The organism is Stieleria maiorica (assembly GCF_008035925.1).
In the GTDB taxonomy this organism is placed as follows: Bacteria; Planctomycetota; Planctomycetia; order Pirellulales; family Pirellulaceae; genus Stieleria; species Stieleria maiorica.
Window position 1 is genome coordinate 5,628,022 of sequence record NZ_CP036264.1, and the last position, 23,465, is coordinate 5,651,486.

Genomic DNA, 23,465 nt, shown 5'->3' on the forward strand with positions numbered 1-23,465 from the left:
GGGTGTCTGGTGAGCCGATCGGGGCGTCATCCGCGTCGGTTTCGGGGAACGATCAGCACTTTAGCGGATCGGGCTCGTTTCGAAACGCCCGTCAACCTACACTTTTCGCATGACACGAAAAATCATCATCGACACCGACCCTGGAATCGACGATGCCGTCGCGTTGACGGCATCGCTGTTTGACCCTCGTTTAAACGTCTTAGCGGTGACGGCGACCGCCGGAACCGTCACCGCCGAACAAGCGACGTCCAACGCCTGTGCGATCGTCTCCATGCTCGATCCCCCCCGTTATCCACGCATCGGCAAGGCCGTGCCGCCGGAAACCGCTTCCGCGATCGACGATTTGTTCCTCAACGGCGTCTGCGGGCTGGGGGAACTGACTATCGGCCAAACCCAACGCCAACACCTGCCGACCAGCGAGAAGGTGATCGCCGAACTCGCACGGCAACATCCCGGCGAAATCACGCTGGTGTGCTTGGGACCGCTGACCAACTTGGCACGCCTGTATCGGCGAGACCCGGCGGCCGTCAACCTGCTGGACAAAGTCGTGATCAGCGGCGGCGCGGTGAACGTCGCCGGAAACGCCAGCAGCGTGGCCGAGTTCAACCTGTTTTTCGATCCCGCCGCCGCCAGCGAGGTCTTTGCCTCACCGACGACCAAAAGCCTGCTGCCGTTGGATGTCACCGGCCAAGTCGAATTCGGCGTCGACCTGCTGGAGCAGTTACCGTCCAAACAATCGCGGGCCGGCGAGTTGCTGCACCAGATCCTGCCGTTTGCATTCCGTACCGCCCATCAACGACTCGGACGTGAACTGGTGCCACTGATTGACGCGGCGACGATTGCCGCGGTCGTCGAACCAGAACTGTTCGACTGGACGGAGATGGCCGGAAAGGTCGAAACGCAAGGCTTGCTCACCCGCGGGATGTCGGTGTTCGACCAACGCCTGCGACCCGAATGGCATGCCAATATGGAAGTCGCCCTGTCGGCAGACATTGACGAGGTCAAAGGGCTCGTCCGTCGAAGTTTGCGCTATGCCGGGCAGAAGTCGTAGTGTCTTGCCCGAGGTAGCTACCTTAATCACCACGTGCAGCCAGAGGCGGAGCCCGGGCAGATTCCCGCCCCCGGGCCGAGCCCGGGAACGAGGCATGAAACGCGGGATCTCGGAAGAGAACGGCTTGCTTCCACTCAGACGCCTCGTCGGCGCCCGCCGCCCTACCAGTTGTAATCGAATCCGATGTAGGCACCGTGCAGGATCAGACAGTCGTCGGCACGCACCGCCCCGGCCGTCGCGGCGGAGGTGTATTGGGTCGGCATTTGCCCCACCGCGGTTGCGACGCCGCAAGCCGCCAGCACGCGATAGCCGCCGTTGACGCTCCAGCAGTTGCTGATCCGGTACCCCAGTCCGAGGTCCAGTTCGCCGAGTCCGGCCAGCGAGATGTCCGATTGCCGCGTGTAGAGGTCTCCGGCACCGGCACCTTGCGAGTTGGTGTAAGCCGTCGCGGTGGTGGTCGTGATGCTGTGAAAGAATTCGGCATCGTTTCCGTAGATGCCGATCTTGCCGCCCAGATTCAGCATCGCACGACTGCCCATGCAATAGCTCAGACGCGACCCGAACTGATAACCGAACAGATTGTTCTCGACGATCGACTTGTAGTACAGGTCGTTCGCCCCGTAGCCGGTCATGCCGTCGACATCACCGCCGATTTCAAGCTCGTCTTCCAGTTGGAACCAGCGGAACCCGTGGGAGTTTTGAATCCGCAGTCGTCCACCGGCGGCTCGTGCGAGCGGACCGATCGCACCGCCGCACGCTTTCCCGTTGCAGCCGAACAGACCGCAACTTCCCCAAGGCGCCGCAGGACTGCAAGAACCCAGCCGTCGCGCCCCCATCAGTCCGAACCCGACCAGGTTGACCTCCAGGCTTTGGATCCTCAAGTCGCGGATCACCTGGATACTCGCCGCGTTCATGTCGTAGTCGTCGTAGACCGTGGTCGCACCGGCGCCGCGATTGATCGACGCGGTTTGGAGCGCGGGATTGATCAACCGCAAACCCGCACCGCTGTCGGGCACTTGGCGACACAGACATTCCGGATCCCACAACATGTACTCGACATCGACGGCGTACTGTCCGCATCCGAAGTAACGGCCGGCGTGCACGTCAAAGCTGGTGTCGTCATTCGGCTCCAGGTCGCGGTTTCGCAGCAAGACCATGCTGCTGTCGTCGGTGACCAGCGGGGTGCTGTCGCTGCCGGCGATATTCCAGAACATCAAGCTTGACCCGCCGAACCACGGAGCGATCGGTCGCGGACCTGGCGCGGGCGCCGTCGCGCAGGTTCCACACGATGAACCCTGCCATGGCGACGCCGCCGCGGCAGCATAGGGGCTGGCACACGACGGGGCGTCACAGGGTTGCCCGTGCGATGCGACCGGCCCAGGTGAGGCGATCGGCCCGTGGGCATGCACCGGGGCGACCGTCGGCGCCGCGTGCCCCGGCTGGTGGTAATGGGCTTGTGGAGCCATCCCCGGCGCCGGCGGCATCACCTGTTGCTGCGGCACGATCGGTTGCCGCGGCACGACCGGTGCCGGCGGCATGGTCGGGACCGGCGGATAAACTCGATTGCCTTCGGGGACGGGCAATTCCTCAATGGTGTTTTGCGCCGCAGCCGACTGCACCGTCGCGCCGAAAGGCATCGCCGTTTGGGCCGGCGATGCAGACTGGATCGGCGCTGCGGGATGTCGAAAATTATTCCATCGAGCAGGCGGTTGATAGGTGCCGTTGGCGGCGTAGCCCGAATCGAATGCGGCACAGTCGATAGCAGCGAGGCCGCCGAGACTGAACCCGAGTACGAGTGCGAAGTGTCGCATCAAATGAGTTCTCACTGTCCTAACTCCTTTATCCTTTTTTCGTCGCTTCCTGCTCAGATGACTGTCAGTCGAGAAAACGAGGGCGGCTTCGTCGCAATCGGCTCGGCGAACCTCGCTGTCGGTCCTTCATCGACCCGGGCGACGTGATTTCGCCGCAACGGTCGACGGATTTTGCGGCGGGATGCTGGGGCGCAGACTCGCAATCGTGTTTGCCCTGACGCATCGAGAAAACCGTCTGTGTTTGGCTAAACGCAAGCGATGGGGCAGCCGTCAATCAGAACGTGGACGTGACGATGCTCACAATCCGAACAATCGCTCGGCGTCGATCACGGTGTCTTGCTTGGGCAAACGAGACCAGTCGAAGCGGTCGATCAGGTCCGCGGCTTTTTGAGGTTCTGCCGTGTCGGTCAACCCCAGCGAGTGTGCCGCCCAACCGACGATGGCTTCGGCAGCCACCCCGCATTCGCGATAATGGCTCAACCGGGTATCCCCGTGACGCTTGGCCAACCGCCGGCCGTCGACTCCCCGGACCAAAGGCACGTGGGCGTAGCGTGGCGGCCGACATCCCAGATGGCGATAGAGTTCCAATTGGCGAAACGTGCTGGCGACCAGGTCGTTGCCGCGAATGACCCAGTCCACGTTTTGACACATGTCATCCACCACGACGGCCAATTGATACGAAACTTGATCGTTCTTGGTGGTGATCGGGAAATCACCCAACTCCCGCGCCGGGTTACATTGTTGGCGGCCAAGCACCTGATCATCAAACACCAACGTTTCGTCGCTGACACGCAACCGCCAACAATGCAGCTGCGGCGGAATCGGGGCTCCGTCGCGATACCCCGCACAGGTTCCCGGATAGACCGGGCCCTCACCTTGAAACCGACTTTCATGCGGCGCCGACAACGCCTCGGCGATGTCCTTGCGCGAACAGACACAGGGATAGGCAAGGTTTCGCCCACCGGTGATCGTCGCGAGCGTTTGCCGATAGCGCGGTTGGTGCTCGGTTTGCAGCGTCGGCGGACCGTCCCAATCGATGCCCAACCAGCGGATGTCCTCGATCGCCTGCTTGATCGCCCAGTCCTTGACGCGGGGCGAATCCAGGTCGTCGATTCGAAAGACCAATTCTCCTCCGCACTGACGCGCCGCCCAATAGGCGATCAAGTGGGTTCGCGCATTGCCCAGGTGCTGCGCCCCGGTCGGTGACGGAGCAAGCCGGGTGCGCATCACGACTGCGCGGCGATCATGTTGGCCATGCTCTGTCGCGCAATCGCTTCGGCCCCCAACGAGTAATCGAAGACCTCGACGCTGGTCCAGCCGACGTATCCGACTTCTTTAACGGCCTCAAAGATCGGTCGAAAGTCGACGTCGCCCATGCCCGGTCCCAACAAATTGGGATCGTTGGCATGAAAGTGCATCATCACGTCGGCGTTGTCGCGAATGATCTGGGGAACCGGAGTCGGTTCGTCACTCATCGCTTTGACGTCCAAGTGCAGCCCCACCTGCGGGCTGTCGATCCGATTCATCAGGTCGCGACCGGCTGCGGCGGTGTTAAGAAAATTGCCCTCACCCCGCCCCAACGGCTCGATCGCGATTCGGACCCCGCACTCATTGAGCGTCGGCACGACCGCACGCAAACAATCTGCCGCTGCGTCCATCGCCTGTTCTTCGGTTTGAGAGGGCGGAAAATTACGTTGCTGGGGCGATCCCAACACCATCACATCGCCACCCAGATCACGGCACAACCGGGCGAGTTCGCAGAAGTAGTCGCTCGTTTTCCGGCGGACCGCTTCGTCCAACGTCGTCAGATGAAACCCTTCCGTTTTGGCCAACAACCAGTGCAACCCGATGATTTCCAGCCCCGCAACGGCCACCGCATCGCGATAGGCGGCGCGCTGGTCGGCGGTGAATTGTGTCACGTCGTCGGTGAGCATGAACGGGGCCACTTCCCAGCCGGTGTAGCCCGCCTGGCGAGCGATTTGAAGTGCTTGGTCCAGTGGCATCTCGCCGAAGGTCTCGTTACAAATGGCGTACTTCACGGGCAAAGTTTCTGTTCGGGTTGCGGTTTTTTCCATCGAACCGTCAGAATAACAGTCGGAGGATCGGTCCGCACGGGCCCACAGACACCTGACCTGCGATTCGGCCAACGGGACCGTCCCGCTTAGGACGTCCAACGGGAGATCCGCTCGCCCTGGCACACCCAATCGCCACAGCCCCCATCGCGTGGAAACCTTGCAACCGCTGACATCAACCGATTACACCGGGCCGGCAGGTCGGCGCGGATGGTTGCTGCGGATCGCTGCGGCGATCGCGGCAGTCGTGCTGGTCGGATTGTTGGCGACCGCAGCGGCCCTGCAGCCCGATTCGGCCGGGTTGGGCACGCATCATCAACTCGGACTGCCCCCGTGCAGCATACGCGTGCTGTTCGGAATCCGCTGTCCCAGTTGCGGGATGACGACGTCGTGGGCGCACATGATGGAGGGAGAGTTTCGCGCCGCGGCCGCCGCCAACCTGGGCGGTTTGTTGTTGGCGATTTACGCGCTCTGCGGTCTGGGCACGCTGCTGCAAATCGTCCGGCAGGGAAAAATCCCATCGGAGCGCACGATCCGGCGCTACACGATTGCATTGATCGCCATCGCCCTGGTTACGCTGGCCGATTGGGGCATGCGGGTGTTGGGGTAGAGGACGATCATCGATCTTCTTTGTTAGCCCAGAAGGCTGCTTCACGATGCTGCGGAACTCATTCCGCAGCACTTGCCCAAAGGGCATCCACATCCATAGCCTGGGGTTACGCCCGGATTCGCTGGGGCTCATCCGGTCTCACCCCAGGCTAAGTCGTCGATCGCCGTTGGCGAACCGAGCGGAGTGATCTTTGATGACGCACGGAACAAAAGCAACTGACCCCATCAGTAATACAATCGACGTCCCGAGCCGGCGTTGAATTGAGTTCCCAAGCGGAACGCGGGAGCCCGGGAACGAGGTTACTGTTGGTCGTACAGCGGCAGGTGCCGGTAATAAACTTCCAGGCAATAGATCGACAAGCAGGTCGTGTACAGCCGACCGCCGATGCTCCAGCGGTCTCCCTGGGGCGCCCAACTGCCGCGTTCGCTGCCGTCCTTGATTTGCAGCGCCGGCAATTTGACCTTCATCTGATCATTCCACTCGGTCCACATCGGACCGCCGACGTGGTGAAAGACCTGGGTGGCGTAGTACCAGTAATAGACGTTTTGCTGGTTGATATCGAAGGGCGCATCGGCGCGCAGCAGTCTCAGTCCGTCCTGGAGCGCGCCATGGTTTCGCTCCCAGCCGAGATACTGTCGACACAACAATCCCTCGGCGGTCATCGTCGGCGTGGCGTCGGAGCGACCGGGCTGGTAGGCATAGCCGGCGCCATAGTAGACGGCGGCTGAATCGAGGTAGCTGCTGATGCGATTCATCTGTCCCGGATCGACCTCCAGCCCGGCCCCGCGGGCACTTTGCAGCGCCATCACATACCAACCGGTCACCGAGGTATCACCGGGTTCGTTGGGCCGATAGCGCCATCCGCCGTCGGAAGCCTGGGCTTTGAGCGCGTAATCGACGGCCCGTTGGGCATAAGCGCGCAACCAAGAATCCTTGGTCATGCCATACAACTCGCACAAGGCGATCGTCGCTTGGGCTTGGGCATAGGTCCGTTCGTTCCCGCGCGCCGAAGCGGCCATGTACCCGCCGCGATCCTGCTGCGACACCAGGTACTTGACCCCCTTTTCGACTTCCACGCGGTAGGGGCCTTCCAGGTGGGTGTTTCCGTCACCGGCAAACGCCAGCAAGGCCATCGCGGTCGCGGCAGTCCGATTTTCGGAGACGGCGCCGTTGCTGTACGGCCGCACCATGCTCCAGTACCCGCTGCGATGCTGTTGACGTTTCAGCCATGCCAGTCCGAGTTTGACGGCGTTAGCGGTTTCCTCGGTCCCGCCGTACATCGCCATCAACGCCTTGCGCATCGCCCCCGTCCGACCACTGAACATCGGTTTAGAGATCTCAATCGGCTCGGCCCCGAGCAGCACCGGCTCGATGGCTTCCATCTCGGCCGGCTGGACCATTTCGAAGATGTCCGGGATCTCCGACTCCACCAGCGTGTCGTCCAACGCGTCCTCGGGGGCTTCGATCAGGTCCTCGGTCAGCGGCGTGGAAAGGTCCAGATCCAGCGCGTCCTCGACGGGGTCGTTGCTGATCCCGAAATCGAGCACCAAATGGGTGAACCCGTTGCCCGGCGGGGAGGTGATCAGTGCCAGCACCAGCAACACGATCAAATGAATCACCAAACTGAGCAGCCAGGAGGGCGCCGATCGGGTGACTTCGGCCGTCGGATCTTCTTGGTCGGCCGCGGCAATCGCTGATTGGGAATCGTCGGCATCGGCGCCCACCGGTGTGACTTCGGGCAGACTTCCGCGCCAGCGTGTGACGGCGGATCCGATTCCGCTTCGCGGAACGGACACTTCGGCAATCGATCGGGTCGGCGGCAGGGTTGCCCGCGGCGGCGGTGGTGGCGGCGGAATCGATTTGGCCGGATGGTCCGAAAAACGGCTGTCGCGTCCCTCCGATCCGGCCTGGGTCGCCGGCGGACCGGCAGCAACCTGATCGCCACCGAGCGTCTCTTCGTCCGAATCGATCAACAGCTCAGCCGGCGGCTCGGGCGGTGAGGGAGACGGCGATTCGGCGGAAGGTTGAGACTGCGGCAAGGGGGCTGCGTCATCCGAGGCCCAGGGGCTGCGATCGCGCGGATCGCCGCTTGACGGGGGTGGCGGTGGTGCCGGGGGGACGGACGACATATCGATCGGTTGCAGTGTGCGAGCGGACGAGGAGTCACTCGAAAAAAGACTCTGCGACACAGCATTCGACTCGACAAGGAGAAAGGAAAGAGTTTCGCGACTCCATCGCTTCCACGCAGTATATCGCATTTGTCGCTTTCAGACAAAAAACACGCCCGCGGCGTGGTCGGCCACGCCTGGGCGGTTTTTACAGGTGTCGCGGCGAAGGCCGCGGGGCGGCCGGCGCTGACGGACAAGCGAAAAAACGGGGCGAGCCGCCTCGATCCGAGGGACTCACCCCGCCTGGCTTGTCGCGTGCAGTTTTGAGTGGCTGAGAGGTCCCGCCGAGCTCAAGGAACTCGGCGGCAACCCGCTCGGCCGTTTCAATTAGCAGCCGCAGGAAGGAGCGGCTTCGCAACCACAAGTCGGCTCGGCTTCGCATCCGCAGCTGGGGGCGACGTCACAGCCGCTGTTGCAGCAGCCGTTGTGTCCGCCGAACAGCTTCTTCAGCAGTCCGCCACGGGGCTTGCTGCAGCAAGCCGGCTCGCAGCATCCGCAAGCGTCAGCGGCACCGCAGCAAACCGGAGCCGGGCAGCAAACCGTCACGGGGACTTGCTTGCAGACCGTACGCGGGACGCATTTGGTGACCGTGTAAGGCTCGCAAACCTGACGGCACTTCTTGACCTTGCAGGTCTTCGTGTAGCACTCGGTGCGGCACTTGTTGACGCAGACCGTCTTGGTGCGGCACTCGGGAACCATCTTGCACACCTTGTACTCGCAGGTCTTGGTGCGGCATTCGGGAACCATCTTGCAAGTGGTGTACTTGCAAACCTTCGTGCGGGGCTCGCAGACGTAGCTGCAAACGGTGTAGTTGCAGGTCTTCGTGCGGCACTCGGGAACCATCTTGCAAGTGGTGTACTTGCAAACCTTGCTGCGTTGCTCGCAGACGTAGCTGCAAACCTTGTACTCGCAGGTCTTGGTGCGGCACTCGGGGACCATCTTGCAAACGGTGTATTTGCAGGTCTTGGTGCGGCACTCGGGGACCATCTTGCAGACGGTGTAGTTGCAAGTCTTGGTCTTGCACTCAGGGACGCGTCGGCAAACCGTGTACGGGATCTCACGCGTACGGCACTCTTTCTTGTACCGCGTGCAGCAGATTTCCTTTTCTTCGCAGGTCGGAACCCAGACTTTCTTGCAGATCGTCTTGGGGCAACCTTGGACGCACTCGACGCGGCACTTGCCGGGGCAGTACACGCAGCGGCAGGTTGCAGCGTCCCAAACCCACGTGCCGGGCTCACGAACCGTGCGACGCATCATCGGGCCGGGAACGGTTTCCGTTTGCGTTTCCCAGTGTCCACCTTTGACCAAGACGGTCTTGGTGTACTGTTCGGGAACCATGACGGTGTAGTTCTCGGTGCGAACTTTGTCTTCACGCACGGTGTTGTAAACCGTGTAGTTGATCGTGCGCGTTTTGGTTTCGTGCACGGGAACCATCACGGTGTAGTTGATGGTCTTTTCACGAGTTTCGTACACCGGCTTGTTGACGGTGTAGTTGATCGTGCGCGTCTTGGTCTCCCACACCGGCTTTTTGACAGTGTAGTTGATGACCTTTTCGTGCGTCTCGTACACCGGCTTCATCACCGTGTAGTTGATCGTACGGGTTTTGGTCTCGTACACCGGCTTTTTGACCGTGTAGTTGATGACCTTTTCGTGCGTCTCGTACACCGGCTTGTTGACGGTGTAGTTGATCGTACGCGTTTTCGTTTCGTACGTCGGCACCATCACGGTGTACTGGACTTCACGCTGTTCGGTGTAAGGAACCACGCGGGTCGCTTGGACTTCGACGTCCTCATAGTACACTTCGTTCCGCGTCCGATAGCGAGTCTCTTGGACTTGCTCGTAAACGGTTTCGGTGACGTTACGCATGACGGTGTAACTGCCATCGGCGTTTGCCGATGCCGCTCCGTCAGCGACTGGTTCAGCCGCCGCGCCGTCAACGACGGTGCCGTCGCTGACCACTGACTCTCCGCAATTGCTACAGCCTTGATAGCTGATGGCACCACAATAAGCGGCGCGTGCGGATTGAGCCCCCGAGACGATCGCGATGATCGCCAAGGCGGGCAATAACCACAGCCTTTTCATCTCTTCTTTCTCCAGGAAACACTTTTGGGTTGCAAAGGGACGCACTGGATGATGCGAGACCCATTGCTCACACCCTCCTGCACTTTTTGCGTGCACGTGCACTGCGACGAAAGACCCCCCGTTCGAGACGTATCAGACTCCGGCCGTTGCACCCGTGGATGCCGTTCGACGCCTGACTTGACCTCTGTCCCCATCTACCCGCACAAACGGTGGGAGGAAGATGGTGCGGACACACAAACTCTGCGTGCCAACGAATTGGGTCCTTATGCCGTCAATTCATCGTCTGCGCAAAGTGCTCCGACCAAGCAAACAGGTCGATCAAGGCAAAATAAGACGCCTGGGCTGTCCGGGAGTGCCGCCATTGCAATCCGTAACAGATGTAGCGATCAGGAGAGATGGGTTTCAGGTTTCAGGTTTCAGGGAGGTGGGAGGTGGGAGGTGGGAGGTGGGTTTCAGTTGAGTTTTTCTGTGCGTTTCCCGTGCCCCTTCACCCCGTCTCGCTCCCGCGTGGTCGTTACAATTCGATCATGCCTTCTGATCCGACCCCCGAAACGACCTCGGACCCCAACAGCGGCGTCAACAAACTACCTCGCCCTGCCGTGGGTCGGTTGAGCCTTTACTTTCGTGAGCTGCATCGTTTGGCCGACCAGGGCGAAACCCACATCAACAGCAAACAACTCGGGGCCCTCGTCGATGTTTCGCCCGCCGTCGTGCGGCGTGACCTGAGCAGCTTGGGCACGATCGGCCGCCGCGGCGTCGGCTACCCGATCGACAAGCTGACCGAACAAATCGGCACCGTGCTCGGCAGCGGGCTGCAGTGGCAAGTCATCCTGGTCGGCGTCGGTTCCCTGGGCGATGCCTTGCTCCGCTACCGCGGTTTTGAACGCTTGGGGTTCCGTCTGGTCGCCGCCTTCGATCTGGATCCGGCGAAGATCGATCGGCAGATCGGCGGCGTTTCGATTTGGAACGCCGCCACCATGGCCGGCAAACTGGCCGAACTTTCACCGGACCTGGCCATCCTGGCCGTCCCGGTCGATCAAGCCCCCTCGGTCGCCGCAGATCTGGTCGCCGCCGGGATCAGCGGGATCCTGAATTTTGCCCCCACCACCTTGCGTTTACCCGGATCGACCGCCGTGGTGAACGTCGACCTGGCCAGCGAGCTGCAACGCCTCGCCTTCAGCGTCCAAAACCGCTGAAGCCCTCGCTTGGGAGAATCGCTTTTTGGCCTATGGATTCGGCACCTTATTCAAGCGAAATCATTCCGCGATGGATGGTCGACTCACCCTAGCCCTCGGGCGACGAAACACGAGTGACATCAGCCGAATCGCGCAAGCGTTCGGGCCCCAGCCTCGATGGACGCCCGTAGGCTGGCGCCCAATGCCACCTACTTCATGAGCCGACGGCGCTAGCCGCGGGCCTTGGATTGACCTTCGAGACTTGTAAGGCCCGAGGCTAGCGCCTACGGCTCAGTTTTTGATCGAAAGTCGGCCGAGCCGCCTATTCGCTGAGGCTCTCCCGCGCCTGCATCACCGCCGCCTTGGCAGCCTGGACCGAATCGCCCGTCGCCGTCAGGTGCCCCATCTTGCGGCCGACTTTGGCGTCCGACTTGCCATACAGATGCAGCGAAACGGTGGGCACCGCCACGGCGTGATCCCAATCGGGATGCTCGCCCTGGTCGCCCCACAGATCGCCCAACAGGTTCGCCATCGCCGCGCCGCCGACTCGAAGCTCCGGCGATCCGAGCGGCAATCCACAAACGGCGCGCACGTGTTGTTCGAACTGGCTGGTGTGACACCCTTCGATCGTCAGGTGACCGCTGTTGTGCGGACGCGGCGCGACTTCATTGATCAGAATCGTGTCGGCATCGACGACGAAGAACTCCACGCAAAGCACCCCAACCAACTGCAAAACTTCCGCGGCTCGCGTGGCAATCGTCGTGGCCATCTCACGCTGTGTGGCCGACAGGTTCGACGGGCACACCGAGACGTCCAGGATGTGATTGCGGTGGTCGTTTTCGAAGGGCGGAAAACATCGCACTTGGCCGACGCTGGAACGCGCGACGACGACCGACGCTTCTCGATCAAAGTCGATGCATTGTTCGGCGATCCAGGCGTCGGCGGAGTCCCACGGCACCTCGGCCGCATCCTCCAGTCCGGCCAAGCGGTGTTGGCCCTTGCCGTCATAGCCGCTGCGCGCGGTCTTGACGATCACCGGCCATCCATGCTGCTGGGCAAATTCACCGACCGCGGCGGCCGAATCGACCGCGGCAAAGGGTGTCACCGCCAACCCGGCGTCGCGAAACGTCGTTTTTTCAACCAACCGATCCTGGGCGGTCGCCAGCACGTGATGTGACGGGTAGGTCGGCGCGAACTCCCCGCACCAACGAATCGTCTCGGCCGGGATGTTTTCAAACTCCAGCGTGATCACTTGGCACTGTCGGGCGAACTGCGAGACGACGTCGTGGTCCAAAAGATCGCCCACCACGGTCCGCGTGGCGACTTGTGCGGCCGGTTCATCGGCCGAACCGCAAAACACGACCACGTCGTAGCCCATTTGCATCGCCGCGATCGCAAACATCCGCCCCAGCTGGCCGCCGCCGACCATGCCGATGGTCGATCCGGGCAAGACCACCGATTGATTCGATTTCAGTGCTGACACCGTGGTTACTCCAACTCGGTCGCGGCAAGGACTTGTTGCGTCTGGGATTCGATGAAAGACTCCAACGCCACGCGGACATCATCGTCACTGGTCGCCAGAATCCGAGCCGCCATCAAGCCGGCGTTCTTTGCCCCGCTGGTGCCGATCGACATCGTGGCGACGGGAATTCCGCCCGGCATCTGAACGATCGACAACAGCGAATCGAGTCCCTGCAGCGCCCGGCTCTGCACCGGCACACCGATCACCGGCAAGGAGGTCTCCGATGCCACCATGCCCGGCAGGTGGGCCGCGCCACCCGCCCCGGCGATGATCACTTTCAATCCGCGTTGCCGCGCCGATTGGGCATAGGCGAACATCCGAGCCGGCGTGCGGTGGGCGCTGACGACCGTGCGTTCGTGTGCGATGCCCAACTGTTGCAAAATCTCGCAAGCCGGTCGCATCGTTTCCCAATCGTTCTTGCTGCCCATGATCACCCCGACCAGGGCGTCGGTGGCGGGGAATTGCGTGCCGTCAGTGTCAGGTGTCGTCATACTCGCTGCAGTTGAGCTGGCGGAGGGAGGTGGGGAATGCCGGTCAAACCAGAGTTTTAAAGGGAAACCGGTGGCACCGAAAGTAGCGAGAGGCAGGGTGAATTCAACGTTGGACGAATAAGTCAGTGGTGAAGAGGAGGGGCAAAACAATGGGGGCAAAACAATCAATGAATTGAAGGATGCCAAACAAACAATCAAGGCATGAAGTTGGGCGGGCGGGCGCCGGCATCTCCGTTTTCATTATTTTGCCCCCATCGTTTTGCCCCCATCGTTTTGCCCCCATCGTTTTGCCCGCACGAACCTTGCCATTGCGAGCCGGCAACCGCGGGACACAGCCCCTACCCCACCAGAAACTCCATCGCGGCCTGGTCGGTCAGGTCGTTGACGATGCGGTCGGCGCCGGCGGATTCGAGTTCGTCGCGGCTGGCCGTCCCCGTACAGACCGCCAGACATTTGGCGCCGATCGACTGGGCACAGCGGACGTCGTTCGGGGTATCGCCGATGACGATCACGTTATCCCGCGCCGCCTCGCCCCTCCGCCGCGCCAGTTGATCGGCCGCTCGCCGGGCCATGTCGCAGCGCACCGCATCCAGGTCGCCGCCGACCACCCAAGGGAAATAGTCGATCAAGCGGTAGGTTTCCAACTTCATCCGCGCCGTTTCGGGGAAGTTGCCGGTCATGACGGCCAAGGAGACATGGGGCGTGACCGACAATGCGGGCAACAACTCGGTAACGCCCGGCAGCACGTTCCCCCGGACGGTCCGCAGGGCTTCGCGGAGCGTCACCGCGTAGCGCCGTCGCAGCCGCCCCTGGTTCTCCGGGGTCGGGTCGATGCCTGCAGCCACCAAAAACTCGCACACCAAGTCGCGATCGGTGCGTCCGCCGAACCGAATCCCTTCGGCGGAAGCCTCTGTCACCTCGAATTCGGTGCGCATCGCTTGCACCAGCGCACCGCTTCCGGCACTCTGAGTCACCAACAACGTCCCGTCGATATCGAAAAACAGCGTCCGCATGTGAGGAAAGTTAACAAAAGTCGGCCGCCGCGGGCAGTCTGGCCCATCGATTCGTTTGCGCCTCATCCACGCCGTCGCCCGTCACGCGAAGGATGGTCGACTCACAGCATCCATCGGGCGAGGAATGAGGAATAACGAGTGATATCAGCCGATTCGCGCAAGCGTTCGGGCCCCTGTGTCTACGGAGGCCCGTAGGCTGACGCCAAACGGCTAATCCCATGAGGGTTTAGCGGAATCGAAACCGCCAACATCAATACGAACGAAACCGCGAACGAATCGAAGGAGTTTACGCAGCCAGAGGCGGAGCCTCTGGAAACTTCCGTTCCCAGGCGGAGCCGGGGAACGAGGAGGGTGACTGCCCGAAACCGCACCATTTCGCCGGTCATGCGGCAAGATTTTCCAGGAATCCGCTGTTTTTCCCCGTTCACTTTTCGCGGTTCTCTGCCCTGTCCTTCCCAAATCGGGATCCGCATGCCAGAACCTAGTGTTTCTCCCCACAACCGAAGATTCGATGACCGCCAACGTGACCGAGCACGAACCGACGCGCAGCGCCCCGCCGCCCCAATCGTCAGCGGGGGAATTGGACAAGAGCAACGCCCGGGTGCGCGAAATGTTTCGCCAGATCGCGCCGCGCTACGACCTGATGAACCATCTGTTGTCGTTGAACATCGACAAGTATTGGCGAACCCAGGCGGTCAAACGATTGCGTCTTGCCCCCGGCGTGCCCGCACTGGATGTGTGCACCGGGACGGGCGACCTGGCGATCGCGATCGCCGACGCAGCCCCCGAGGACGTCGCGGTCGTGGGCAGCGACTTTTGTTACGCGATGCTGGAGATCGCACGGCGTAAACGCGTCGCGGGAACACGGTCCGAATCGATCGAATTTCTGGAAGCCGACTCTCAACAACTGCCCTTTCCCGCCGACCGATTCCAGTGCGTGACCGTCGCCTTCGGATTGCGGAACGTCGCCGACACCGACCGGGGGCTGCAAGAGATGACACGGGTGTGTCGCCCGGGCGGCCAAGTCATGGTGTTGGAGTTCTCCAAGCCGACGATGATGGGACTGCGGCAAACCTACAACTTCTACTTCAAGCACATCTTGCCCAAAGTCGGACAGTGGTTCGCCCGGAACAACAAGTCGGCCTATTCCTACCTGCCCGATTCGGTCAGCCGGTTCCCCGACGGCCAAGCCCTGGCCGATCGCATGCTGGCGGCGGGCTTGACCGACGTTAAATTCACCCCGCTGACCTTCGGCGTGTGCACGATTTACGAAGGCACCAAACCGCTCGCCGACGAACCGAGTGGAGCGTCCCCATGAGTTCGACCGTTTCATCGCACGTCACCGGGCATCCGACCGCGAGGCGGAATCCGGTCGTGGTCGGGATCACCGGCGCCAGCGGAGCGATGTATGCCATACGGTTGCTCCAGTCGCTGGCCGCCGCCGAGATCGACGTCCACGTGACGATCAGCCCCAGTGGCGCGGCGGTGATCACCCAGGAAACGGGACTGGCGATCAACCTGCGCCAGCTGAATCTGAACCGACTGGTTTCCTACATTCCCGCCTGGTCAACCGATCGACATCGCCAACTGATTCAGGAAACCGATTGGGACAGCGCCTTGGCCGGCCGGTTTTATTATCACCAGCACGACGACTACATGACTCCGATCGCCAGCGGTTCTTTCCGCACCAGCGCGATGGTGGTTTGTCCCTGCAGCGGCAGCACGCTCAGCGGGATCGCCCGTGCGGCGGCAAGCAACCTGATTCAGCGCGCAGCAGAGGTGCACTTGAAAGAACACCGTAAACTGGTCGTCGTCCCCCGCGAAACTCCGGTCAGTGCCTTGCAGTTGGAAAACATGCACAAGATCGCGTTAGCCGGCGGGGTGATCTTGCCGGCGATGCCGGGTTGGTACCACGGTGTCGATTCACTCGACTCGCTCGTCGATTTTGTCGTCAGCAGGATCTTGGACCAACTGGAACTGGACAACCGATTGATCCAGCGATGGAAGGACGGATCATGACTTCTAATCACACGCCGACCGGCGGTGGGCGATTGGCCGACTGGCTGGGACTGATTCGATTCAGCCACACCTTGTTCGCGCTGCCCTTTGCGGCCCTGGCGACCGTGATGGCGATCGCGACACCGCTGCCGGGCGGCCAGTCGGTCGACATCCGAATTCGAGACTTGGTCGGGATTCTGGTCTGCATGGTTGCGGCGCGGAGTGCGGCGATGGCGTTCAATCGGTTGGTCGACCACAAGATCGACGCCGAAAACCCACGCACCAAGGGACGTCACATCCCCGCCGGCATCCTGTCTCGCAAGTCCGTGTTGTGGTTCACCGTGGGCTGCAGTGTCGTGTTCGTCGCGTCGACCGCGTTGTTTTTGCCCAACTGGATCCCGCTGGCAGCATCTGTCCCGGTGTTGCTGTTCTTGTTGGGGTATTCACTGGCCAAGCGATTTACCAGCGCGGCGCATTTGTGGTTGGGCGTCGCGCTCAGTCTGTCGCCGCTGTGCGCCTGGGTTGCGATCCGTGGACCGTCGTCGCTGGATCCGATCAGCGATCTGATTGCGCCCTTGTTACTAGCGGCATCGGTCGCCGCCTGGGTGACCGGATTCGATATCATTTACGCGTGCCAAGATCAAGCGTTTGACGCCGCCGCGGGGCTGCACAGTGTTCCCAGCCGGTTCGGCGTGGCCGGTGCGTTTCGAATCGCAGCGGCATCCCATTTGGTGATGCTGATCGTCCTGGCGTTGCTGCCCGGATTGGCCCCGGATGTCGGATTCAGCTGGCTGTATTGGATCGCACTGGCGTGCATCGCGGGGTTGGTGGTGCGACAGCACACGCTGGTGCGGCCCAACGATTTAAACCGAGTCAACGAGGCGTTCTTCCATGCCAATGTGGCGATCAGCGTTTTGTTGCTGGTCGCCGGATCGATCGACTGCCTGTGGTTGTAGCGATTGGTTCTCGCGGCAGCGGAGCGGAGAGGGCCAAAAGATGGACTGGTCAAAAAATGGGGGGCCGGACGCCGGCGCGACCCCGCTGATCTCATTCGATGACCAGCCGTGTGGCGCAAGCCCAATGCCACCAACTTTCGATCACAAACTGAGCCGTAGGCGCTACCCTCTGGCTTTACAAGAGCCGTAGGCGCTAGCCTCGGGCCTTACAAAAGCCGTAGGCGCAAGCCTCGGGTCTTACAAGTCTCGAAGGGCAATCCAAGGCCCGCGGCTAGCGCCGTCGGCTCATCGAGTCGGTGCGTTTGGCGCATGCCTGCGGGCCTCCCCCTGACAATCGCTCGGCCCAAGGCCCCTCAGCCCCACTCGCAATCCAGCTCGATTTCGCCCTGTTCCCAAGCGACCAGGAAGGGCGGCAGGCTGGGCAGCACGTCGGGTGCGTTTCGCACCTCCTCGCGGCTCATCCAGAACACCTCGGCGACTTCGTCGGGGTTGGCGACCGGGTGATGGTCGTACTCCAAGTGAGCATGCCACCAGGCCAGATTGGTGCCCCAGGCGGTCACACTGCGGTAGCATAGGGCGGCGGGAGTGACGTCGATGGCAAGCTCTTCCTGCATTTCGCGAACCAGGGCTTGCTGCTCCGTTTCTCCTTTTTCGATCGCTCCCCCCGGCAAGCAGAGCTTTCCCGGTGCGGTCACCGTCAATGAGCGACGGATGATCAGCAGTTTCGCATCGCGGAACACGACGGCGACGACGCCTCGTTTTCGGCGCGTCCTCGGCTTGATCGGGGGAGAATTCATATCCCAGCTTGTAACCGAATGCGGGCGGATCGACAATCGTGATCCGCCTCGGCGACGAAAACATCCTCGATCCACCGCGAAACATTGACGAAAATCGGTCCCCTTTTCGATTCCGCCAGCGACCACTCGCGCGAAACACAGGCGTCGCTGGCCGAGGCGATCCGGATTTGTGCGCGCTTGCGCGAGCGGGGCCACGTCGCGTACTTCGCCGGCGGATGCGTCCGTGATGCGTTGCTCGGTCGTGAACCGAAAGATTTTGACGTGGCGACCGACGCCACCCCCGACCGGGTCCGCGAGATCTTCGGTCGGCGAAACACACTCGCCTTCGGTGCGTCGTTCGGAGTGATCGGCGTGCTGCCGGAAAAACGCCGCGACAGATCAACGGAATCCCTCGACCACGTCCACCCGACCGAGGTCGCGACCTTTCGCAGCGACGGCGAGTACAGCGACGGCCGACGCCCGGACAAGGTCCACTACGGCGATGCCAAACACGACGCCCTGCGGCGAGATTTCACGATCAACGGATTGTTCTTCGATCCCGCTGAAGAAAAGGTGATCGATTTTGTTGGTGGCCAAGTCGATCTGGCCGCGCGACGGTTGCAAACCATCGGCGCCGCGGATCAACGTTTCGAAGAGGACAAGTTGCGGATGCTGCGGGCGGTCCGGTTCGCGACCACGCTGGGATTTGAACTCGACCCGGCCACCAAAGCGGAAATCGTCGCCCGTGCCCCCGAGATCGCCGTCGTCAGCGCCGAACGGATCGGCGCGGAGATGCGACGCATTGTGGTGTCGATGCACGCACCGCGCGGTCTGGAACTGTTGATCGAGTCGGGACTGGACCGATTGATTTTGCCGGAAATCCACTTCGTCGACCCGGCTTGTTTGGTGAACCATCTGGGGCATCGCGATGCGTTGGCGTTCGACTCCTCGATGGCGTTGATCCTGTACCTGATCAGCGAAAACCCCGCCGCGCCGCCGCTGGAATCACTGATCGACCAGATCACCCAACGATGGCGGCTGTCGGGCGAGGAATCCCGTCGCATCACCGCGGCGACGCGGCGCTGGCCGATCATCGCCGGTGCCCACCAGCGAACGTGGTCGCAAGTCCAGCCGACGCTGGTCGATCGCGATGCCGATTGTGTGCTGCAAGTCGCCGCGGCGATTACCTGCGCCGAAGAATTACCCCAAGCCGGCGTCGATCTGGCCCGCAAAGCGCGGTCATGGCCGCGTGAACAACTCGATCCCCAACCCCTGCTCACAGGCGATGCGCTGCGGGCGGCCGGTTATCAACCCGGCCCCCAATTTCGATCCTGGTTGCAAGCGGCGCGCGACGCCCAGCTGGACGGTCAGATCACCACGCCGGAAGAGGCGCTGGCGTTGGTGGAGCGACTGGGATAGCTGGATTGCTGTGCGGGCGGTCGTGTGCGTGATAGGACGAATGGGACTGATAGGACGCATAGGTCCCATAAGTCCTATTTGGTCCTATTTGGTCCTATTGCGGAATGACTGCTCCGCGAGCGTCGCTAAATTCAGCGATAGTCGTCCCCCCACGGCCCTAACGCAACGCCTCGGGCGTTTTGGCCCGGATCATGCGGGCGAATTCGTCGCGGTAGGTGTGCTCGTTTTTGGGGAACAGCCGCTCGAACGCTTTCGGGTCGGCCGCGCCGTGTTGAAAGCGTCGTTTCTTGTAGACCGGCATCTCGACTCCGGTCACCTGGCGAATGCCCGCGGCGACGATGTCTCCTTTGAGCGCGTACAGTTTTTCGTGATCCCAATCGGTCAGCGCGACAAACGGCACCGCTTCGGCGATTTCGATCACGTCCGGCACGGCGTAGGGGCTGAAGCCCTGGAATCCGAATTCGGCCGCCGGTGCACTGGTGCGACTGTGGCCGCGACTTTGCCCGCCGCTGTAAACGAGCGAGTGTTTGACCGCGTCGACGCCCCAGCCCTCTTGATACAGCATGCGGTTGCCCAGGACGCTACGGATGGTCAGTTCCGGGTTGTCTTCGATCGGGTAATCTTTCAGGTTTTCGTCCCCGCCGTCACCGTCGATCAAGTACTTCCAATCGGGATAGCGTCGACGGATCTCGCGAAGCAGCGCGTACCCCATCGTTGCCGATTGAACATCCAGCGGTTTGTAATCTTCGATCGACGCGACGGCGTCCTGCCAACGCACGTCGGCCAGGGCCACGTCGATCGGTTCAAGCAACATCTCCAAGTTGATCGCTTTGAGAAACTGCCGCGCTTGATCGACATCTTCGCTGCGGCCTTCCAATGACAGCGCGAACGCTTTGATCCGAGACGATGAATGGCCACGTCGACGGAGCAAGTAATCGACCAACACCAAAATCGAACCGCTGTCGATTCCTCCGCTGAACATCACGCCGATCGGCTGGTCGTCGGGAATCGTCACCAGGTACTGGTCGATCACCTCCGCCAGTCGTTCGATGTACGCCGCACCGATGGCGTCGACGTCGGCCGGCAACCGATTGCGTTCGGGGGCAAAGTACCGGGTCAGTTCGGGGTTCGGATCGGGGCAACCGACCAACTGGAGTTCCAGCAGGTAATGGGCCGGCACCATTCGGGTGTACGAGGGATGAAACTGATCGGCCAACCCTTCGATCTTCAATTGCTCGATGATCTGACTCATCCGTTCGGCGATGATCAGCGCCGGGCCTTCGGCGCGTTTGGCCAAGAAGTAACGCATCGGTCGACCGATCGACCGCGCCATGCGGATCGTCTTGCCCTGTTGTTGACAGATGGCGAACTGGCCGCGGATCCGTCGGACGGCTTCGGCGTCACCGCTGCGAACCGCCGCGCAGGCTTGCTCGTGTGTCACGTTCAACAGGACGTCACCGCCCGGGTCCATCAGGTTGACGACGCGATCGATCAGCGCCGGAGCTTGTCCATCGTAGGTGGTGGTGCGCGACGTTGGTTCGAGCGATTGAGACATCGGCGTGCAAAGCGTGAGGGAGTTGGGAGTTGGGGCAGACGCAAAGAGCGTAGTGTAACGGTATCGCCTGTCGCTCGCTAACGCTTACCGCCGGCATGAGATGCCAGCACGTGGCGTAAGCCAGTGGCAGGCCGTGGTGGTGGAGTTGACCGACGGCCGCTCGCTGACGCTTCCCGCCGGCACCTGCGGCGCGTCTCAGCCTACGGCAGCATCACCGGTGGGTCGGCGTAGATCACTTCGGGCAGCGTTTCAGGGCGATTCAGAATCTCTGCCTCCAGGATTCGATCCGGCGGCAGGATCACCTCACCTTTCTTCTTTTCCTTGTGCGGATCCACCCTCCGCAGCGCTCCCAGGACGTCCAGGCCTTTGACGATGCGACCGAACACCGTCTGTTGCTCGCTAACCGATGGCAGCGGCATGAACAGGATGGCGAATTGGGTGCCGGCGGTGTTGGGGATGAAGTCCTTGTCGGGGCCAGGCAGTTTTGCCATCACCAGCGATCCGGCCAAGGGCATTCGGACGATGTCACGACCATGTTCATCGGCCAAGTATCGTTCGGGCCGTGAGCTGCCGTCGCCCAGCGGATCGCCGGTCAATGCCAACAGCCCCTCGACGACTTGGAAAAAATCCAGCCCGTCGTAAAAACCGCTTTCCACCAAGTTGATGAAGTGCGCGACCGTCGACGGCGCTTCGTGAATGTACAGGTCGGCGATGATTTCGCCACGCGAGGTTTTCAAACGCACCTGCGGAAGATCCTCGGGATCGTTTCGCAACTGTGCCTGTTCGGTTTCGAATTGTTTTTTGATGGCGTCAAATTGAATCATCATCGCCTTGTCCTGGTCCTCGATCTCGTCCTCCTGAAGATTCTGGTACAGACTTTCGGCCAGCGGGAAATCTCCGGCGCACATTCCGGCGCGGGCTGCGGCTAGGGCGACGTATCGCAGCCGGACGCCGTAATCGAGCAACTTCGCAGCACCTTCCAGCGTTTCAGCGTCGTACACATCGTGTTTGAAACGTTGCTCCAAAATCGTCACGACATACCGCATCGCCACCGGATGCGGAAAGAAGTCGATCACATCGAGCGCCTTTCGATACAACTGGTTCATCAGCTCCCGGCTTTCATTTCGCAGCACAAAGTACCGCTGGCGATCTTCGTTGTATCCGTTGACAAACAAGATGTAGTGGTGTCGCATCTGCAACACCTTGGCTTTGAATTCATCCGAGGCGGCGACGAATTTCTCTGCCGCGGCCAAGCCCTCATCGATCAACTCCGGAGGCGCTTTCTCCTTGAACTCCTTGATCATCGCCGCGGTCTCGGCGGCGGAGTCGATCGGGGCGCTCGCCGACTCGGCGGCCCCGACATCCCCCACGCCGACACCGTGATTGTGCCCTTGGTGGTCATCGGCGGCGTCCGTCAGCCCCGCAGTGGACTCTTGGCTAGCGGCATCCTGTCCCGCTGCTCCCTGGCTGATTACTCCTTTTACTCCTTGGCTGAAAACTCCCTGAGCCGGCCCCAATGACAATGCCGCGACAAGGCAGAGGAGAAAACGGGTGTTGAATGGGCTGCGGGCGATCATTGAGCTTGTCGGTGTCTGCGGGTGGGGGATCCGGCGGCTGGAGAGCCAAGTTCAGCAGCACTACGCATCGACCGCCGTTTCGGTTTTCGACGCAGCCTGCCGCGGGCGGGCGGCGGATGGGCCGAACCTATCGGATCGCATGGATCGAGCGGGGATCGCGAAAAACCGCTGCCCGCGTATACTTTCCGATATGAACCGCTCCCGCAAGCCGCGTCGCCCGCGATCCGGATCGATCGAATCGAACGATCCCCCCGCCGCACCCAAAAAACCGCAAAAACGCCGCCCGCAAAAACTGCGGATCATCGGCGGATCGATGCGTGGTCGGACGGTGGTTTATCACGGTGCAGAATTCACGCGGCCGATGAAGGACAGCGTCCGGGAGAGCCTGTTCAACATCATCGGGCCGCGGATCAAGGGGGCAAACGTGGTCGATTTGTTTGCCGGAACCGGCGCGGTCGCCTTTGAAGCGCTCAGCCGCGGAGCGTCGTCGGCGATCGCGATCGAAAAGAATCGCCGGGCACACGCGTTTTTGGAATCGACCGCCGAGACGCTGGGAGTGACCTCGAAAATCAAGTTGCTGTACGGTGATGCGTTCCGGCTGGGCAGCAGCTTGTTGGGGCCGGCCGCCGCGGACGCGCCGCTGGAGGACACGCCGCGAATCGTCTTCCTCTGCCCCCCCTACGCGATGTGGGACAGCGCCGCCGAACCGCTGCAGGGATTGATCCGGTCGGCGATGGACCACTCCCCGCCGGGCAGCCTGATCATCGCCGAGACGGACAAGCATTACGACGAGTCCAAGCTGCCGCCGGGCCAATGGGACCATCGACTGTACGGCGGCACGCGACTATCACTGATCGAGCCGCCGATGATCTGCGGCATGCGGATGTGACGTCACTCATGCCGGGGGCATCTGTTTTAACAGGCGTTTACGATCCCACCCTCCCTTCCAGTGCATTGGTGTCTACACAAATCGGTCCGCAATTTAGAGCATGGCTCCCCGCTCCCCAAAACAGATCGCGCAAACAGAATTTGATCGCGGAAGGACGATGACCGCGATCTGTTTTGGGGAGCGGGGCTGGGGGGTGAGGGGCCGTACACCCGAGCCGTCTGAGCCACCATAACAGCGACGATCATCTCGCAGCTGGCCCCCTCATCCCCGGCCCTTCTCCCCGGCAAAGCCGGAGGAGAA

19 protein-coding genes are annotated in these 23,465 nt (G+C 61.7%); 8 read left to right on the top strand and 11 right to left on the bottom strand.

Features of this window, described 5'->3' with window-relative positions:
* Window positions 1–109: 109 nt before the first annotated feature.
* On the top strand, window positions 110–1,051 hold the full coding sequence (locus tag Mal15_RS19135; RefSeq protein ID WP_147869239.1) for a nucleoside hydrolase: 942 nt from the start codon (window positions 110–112) through the stop codon (window positions 1,049–1,051).
* A gap of 161 nt (window positions 1,052–1,212) precedes the next feature.
* Here the strand turns inward: Mal15_RS19135 and Mal15_RS19140 are convergent, their stop codons facing one another.
* From Mal15_RS19140 to Mal15_RS19150, 3 genes are all read right to left on the bottom strand, one after another.
* Window positions 1,213–2,877, bottom strand: a complete 1,665-nt coding sequence (locus Mal15_RS19140) for a BBP7 family outer membrane beta-barrel protein (protein WP_147869240.1) — start codon at window positions 2,875–2,877, stop codon at window positions 1,213–1,215.
* 282 nt (window positions 2,878–3,159) lie between these two features.
* Complete coding sequence (locus tag Mal15_RS19145; protein WP_147869241.1) at window positions 3,160–4,089, bottom strand: glutamate--tRNA ligase family protein; 930 nt, start codon at window positions 4,087–4,089, stop codon at window positions 3,160–3,162.
* Entirely contained in the window at window positions 4,089–4,901 is an 813-nt protein-coding gene (locus tag Mal15_RS19150; protein WP_315854270.1) for a sugar phosphate isomerase/epimerase family protein, read from the bottom strand. The genes Mal15_RS19145 and Mal15_RS19150 overlap by 1 nt, the downstream gene beginning before the upstream one ends.
* A gap of 184 nt (window positions 4,902–5,085) precedes the next feature.
* Here Mal15_RS19150 and Mal15_RS19155 point away from each other — a divergent pair, with 184 nt between their 5' ends.
* Window positions 5,086–5,544: a DUF2752 domain-containing protein gene (locus tag Mal15_RS19155; RefSeq protein ID WP_147869242.1), complete on the top strand. Its 459-nt coding sequence runs from the start codon at window positions 5,086–5,088 to the stop codon at window positions 5,542–5,544.
* A 299-nt stretch (window positions 5,545–5,843) separates the two neighbouring features.
* On the opposite strand, the gene Mal15_RS19160 is transcribed toward Mal15_RS19155, so the two are convergent.
* Window positions 5,844–7,673, bottom strand: coding sequence for a prenyltransferase/squalene oxidase repeat-containing protein (locus Mal15_RS19160; protein WP_233902886.1), 1,830 nt, complete (start codon window positions 7,671–7,673; stop codon window positions 5,844–5,846).
* 366 nt (window positions 7,674–8,039) lie between these two features.
* Window positions 8,040–9,794, bottom strand: a complete 1,755-nt coding sequence (locus tag Mal15_RS19165) for a hypothetical protein (RefSeq protein ID WP_147869243.1) — start codon at window positions 9,792–9,794, stop codon at window positions 8,040–8,042.
* A 527-nt stretch (window positions 9,795–10,321) separates the two neighbouring features.
* Here Mal15_RS19165 and Mal15_RS19170 point away from each other — a divergent pair.
* Entirely contained in the window at window positions 10,322–10,990 is a 669-nt protein-coding gene (locus Mal15_RS19170) for a redox-sensing transcriptional repressor Rex (RefSeq protein WP_147869244.1), read from the top strand.
* Between the two features lie 301 nt (window positions 10,991–11,291).
* Here the strand turns inward: Mal15_RS19170 and Mal15_RS19175 are convergent, their stop codons facing one another.
* The 3 genes from Mal15_RS19175 to Mal15_RS19185 all read right to left on the bottom strand — a co-directional run bounded on the left by Mal15_RS19175 (window position 11,292) and on the right by Mal15_RS19185 (window position 13,995).
* Window positions 11,292–12,452: a 5-(carboxyamino)imidazole ribonucleotide synthase gene (locus tag Mal15_RS19175; RefSeq protein ID WP_315854271.1), complete on the bottom strand. Its 1,161-nt coding sequence runs from the start codon at window positions 12,450–12,452 to the stop codon at window positions 11,292–11,294.
* 5 nt (window positions 12,453–12,457) lie between these two features.
* Window positions 12,458–12,982, bottom strand: coding sequence for a 5-(carboxyamino)imidazole ribonucleotide mutase (gene purE, locus Mal15_RS19180; RefSeq protein ID WP_233902887.1), 525 nt, complete (start codon window positions 12,980–12,982; stop codon window positions 12,458–12,460).
* Between the two features lie 338 nt (window positions 12,983–13,320).
* Window positions 13,321–13,995, bottom strand: a complete 675-nt coding sequence (locus tag Mal15_RS19185; RefSeq protein ID WP_147869245.1) for an HAD family hydrolase — start codon at window positions 13,993–13,995, stop codon at window positions 13,321–13,323.
* 511 nt (window positions 13,996–14,506) lie between these two features.
* Between Mal15_RS19185 and ubiE the strand changes: the two genes are divergently transcribed.
* From ubiE to Mal15_RS19200, 3 genes are read left to right on the top strand one after another with little or no spacing between them, the layout of a single operon-like run.
* On the top strand, window positions 14,507–15,313 hold the full coding sequence (gene ubiE / locus Mal15_RS19190) for a bifunctional demethylmenaquinone methyltransferase/2-methoxy-6-polyprenyl-1,4-benzoquinol methylase UbiE (protein WP_147869246.1): 807 nt from the start codon (window positions 14,507–14,509) through the stop codon (window positions 15,311–15,313).
* On the top strand, window positions 15,310–16,014 hold the full coding sequence (locus Mal15_RS19195) for a UbiX family flavin prenyltransferase (RefSeq protein WP_147869247.1): 705 nt from the start codon (window positions 15,310–15,312) through the stop codon (window positions 16,012–16,014). The genes ubiE and Mal15_RS19195 overlap by 4 nt, the downstream gene beginning before the upstream one ends.
* Window positions 16,011–16,949 (top strand): 4-hydroxybenzoate octaprenyltransferase, encoded by a 939-nt coding sequence (locus tag Mal15_RS19200; protein ID WP_147869248.1) that lies wholly within the window; start codon window positions 16,011–16,013, stop codon window positions 16,947–16,949. The genes Mal15_RS19195 and Mal15_RS19200 overlap by 4 nt, the downstream gene beginning before the upstream one ends.
* 353 nt (window positions 16,950–17,302) lie before the next feature.
* Here the strand turns inward: Mal15_RS19200 and Mal15_RS19205 are convergent, their stop codons facing one another.
* Window positions 17,303–17,746 (bottom strand): NUDIX hydrolase, encoded by a 444-nt coding sequence (locus Mal15_RS19205; RefSeq protein WP_147869249.1) that lies wholly within the window; start codon window positions 17,744–17,746, stop codon window positions 17,303–17,305.
* An 84-nt stretch (window positions 17,747–17,830) separates the two neighbouring features.
* On the opposite strand from Mal15_RS19205, the gene Mal15_RS19210 reads away from it, so the two are divergent.
* Window positions 17,831–19,144 (top strand): CCA tRNA nucleotidyltransferase, encoded by a 1,314-nt coding sequence (locus Mal15_RS19210; RefSeq protein ID WP_233902888.1) that lies wholly within the window; start codon window positions 17,831–17,833, stop codon window positions 19,142–19,144.
* Between the two features lie 157 nt (window positions 19,145–19,301).
* On the opposite strand, the gene Mal15_RS19215 is transcribed toward Mal15_RS19210, so the two are convergent.
* Window positions 19,302–20,699: an asparagine synthase-related protein gene (locus Mal15_RS19215; RefSeq protein WP_147869250.1), complete on the bottom strand. Its 1,398-nt coding sequence runs from the start codon at window positions 20,697–20,699 to the stop codon at window positions 19,302–19,304.
* A 200-nt stretch (window positions 20,700–20,899) separates the two neighbouring features.
* Window positions 20,900–22,276, bottom strand: a complete 1,377-nt coding sequence (locus Mal15_RS19220; RefSeq protein ID WP_147869251.1) for a peptidylprolyl isomerase — start codon at window positions 22,274–22,276, stop codon at window positions 20,900–20,902.
* Window positions 22,277–22,466: 190 nt separating this feature from the next.
* On the opposite strand from Mal15_RS19220, the gene Mal15_RS19225 reads away from it, so the two are divergent.
* Window positions 22,467–23,165: an RsmD family RNA methyltransferase gene (locus Mal15_RS19225; RefSeq protein WP_147869252.1), complete on the top strand. Its 699-nt coding sequence runs from the start codon at window positions 22,467–22,469 to the stop codon at window positions 23,163–23,165.
* Window positions 23,166–23,465: the final 300 nt, after the last annotated feature.

Coding starts and splice junctions, on each gene's coding strand:
- Mal15_RS19135 (WP_147869239.1), top strand. CDS start 110: ATGACACGAAAAATCATCATCGACACCGACCCTGGAATCGACGATGCC.
- Mal15_RS19145 (WP_147869241.1), bottom strand. CDS start 4,089: ATGCGCACCCGGCTTGCTCCGTCACCGACCGGGGCGCAGCACCTGGGC.
- Mal15_RS19160 (WP_233902886.1), bottom strand. CDS start 7,673: ATGTCGTCCGTCCCCCCGGCACCACCGCCACCCCCGTCAAGCGGCGAT.
- Mal15_RS19165 (WP_147869243.1), bottom strand. CDS start 9,794: ATGAAAAGGCTGTGGTTATTGCCCGCCTTGGCGATCATCGCGATCGTC.
- Mal15_RS19170 (WP_147869244.1), top strand. CDS start 10,322: ATGCCTTCTGATCCGACCCCCGAAACGACCTCGGACCCCAACAGCGGC.
- purE (WP_233902887.1), bottom strand. CDS start 12,982: ATGACGACACCTGACACTGACGGCACGCAATTCCCCGCCACCGACGCC.
- Mal15_RS19185 (WP_147869245.1), bottom strand. CDS start 13,995: ATGCGGACGCTGTTTTTCGATATCGACGGGACGTTGTTGGTGACTCAG.
- ubiE (WP_147869246.1), top strand. CDS start 14,507: ATGACCGCCAACGTGACCGAGCACGAACCGACGCGCAGCGCCCCGCCG.
- Mal15_RS19195 (WP_147869247.1), top strand. CDS start 15,310: ATGAGTTCGACCGTTTCATCGCACGTCACCGGGCATCCGACCGCGAGG.
- Mal15_RS19200 (WP_147869248.1), top strand. CDS start 16,011: ATGACTTCTAATCACACGCCGACCGGCGGTGGGCGATTGGCCGACTGG.
- Mal15_RS19205 (WP_147869249.1), bottom strand. CDS start 17,746: ATGAATTCTCCCCCGATCAAGCCGAGGACGCGCCGAAAACGAGGCGTC.
- Mal15_RS19215 (WP_147869250.1), bottom strand. CDS start 20,699: ATGTCTCAATCGCTCGAACCAACGTCGCGCACCACCACCTACGATGGA.
- Mal15_RS19220 (WP_147869251.1), bottom strand. CDS start 22,276: ATGATCGCCCGCAGCCCATTCAACACCCGTTTTCTCCTCTGCCTTGTC.
- Mal15_RS19225 (WP_147869252.1), top strand. CDS start 22,467: ATGAACCGCTCCCGCAAGCCGCGTCGCCCGCGATCCGGATCGATCGAA.